The sequence below is a fragment of the Bacillus sp. SIMBA_074 genome, from assembly GCF_046534555.1.
In the GTDB taxonomy this organism is placed as follows: Bacteria; Bacillota; Bacilli; order Bacillales; family Bacillaceae_G; genus Bacillus_A; species Bacillus_A mycoides.
This window is the reverse complement of record NZ_JAWRYM010000258.1, coordinates 1-323: the sequence shown is the minus strand read 5'-3', so window position 1 is coordinate 323 and position 323 is coordinate 1. Positions and strand designations below refer to the sequence as shown.

Below are 323 nucleotides of genomic sequence, written 5' to 3'. Positions count from 1 at the left end.
GGGCCTAAATGGACTCGAACCATCGACCTCACGCTTATCAGGCGTGCGCTCTAACCAGCTGAGCTATAGGCCCATACTTTACAGGGGCAGTAGGAATTGAACCCACACTGGAGGTTTTGGAGACCTCAGTTCTACCTTTAAACTATGCCCCTAAATGATGCCGGCTAGAGGACTTGAACCCCCAACCTACTGATTACAAGTCAGTTGCTCTACCAATTGAGCTAAGCCGGCATAAAAAAAAACAAAAAAATGGTGGCTCGGGACGGAATCGAACCGCCGACACGAGGATTTTCAGTCCTCTGCTCTACCGACTGAGCTACCGA

3 tRNA genes are annotated in these 323 nt (G+C 49.8%); all 3 read right to left on the bottom strand.

The features are described 5' to 3' along the window. Nucleotides 1–73: transfer RNA gene (locus SB773_RS30755), tRNA-Ile, on the bottom strand. Between the two features lie 8 nt (nucleotides 74–81). After that, nucleotides 82–152: transfer RNA gene (locus SB773_RS30750), tRNA-Trp, on the bottom strand. Between the two features lie 6 nt (nucleotides 153–158). Next, nucleotides 159–231 (bottom strand) — tRNA-Thr (locus SB773_RS30745). Nucleotides 232–323 lie beyond the last annotated feature (92 nt).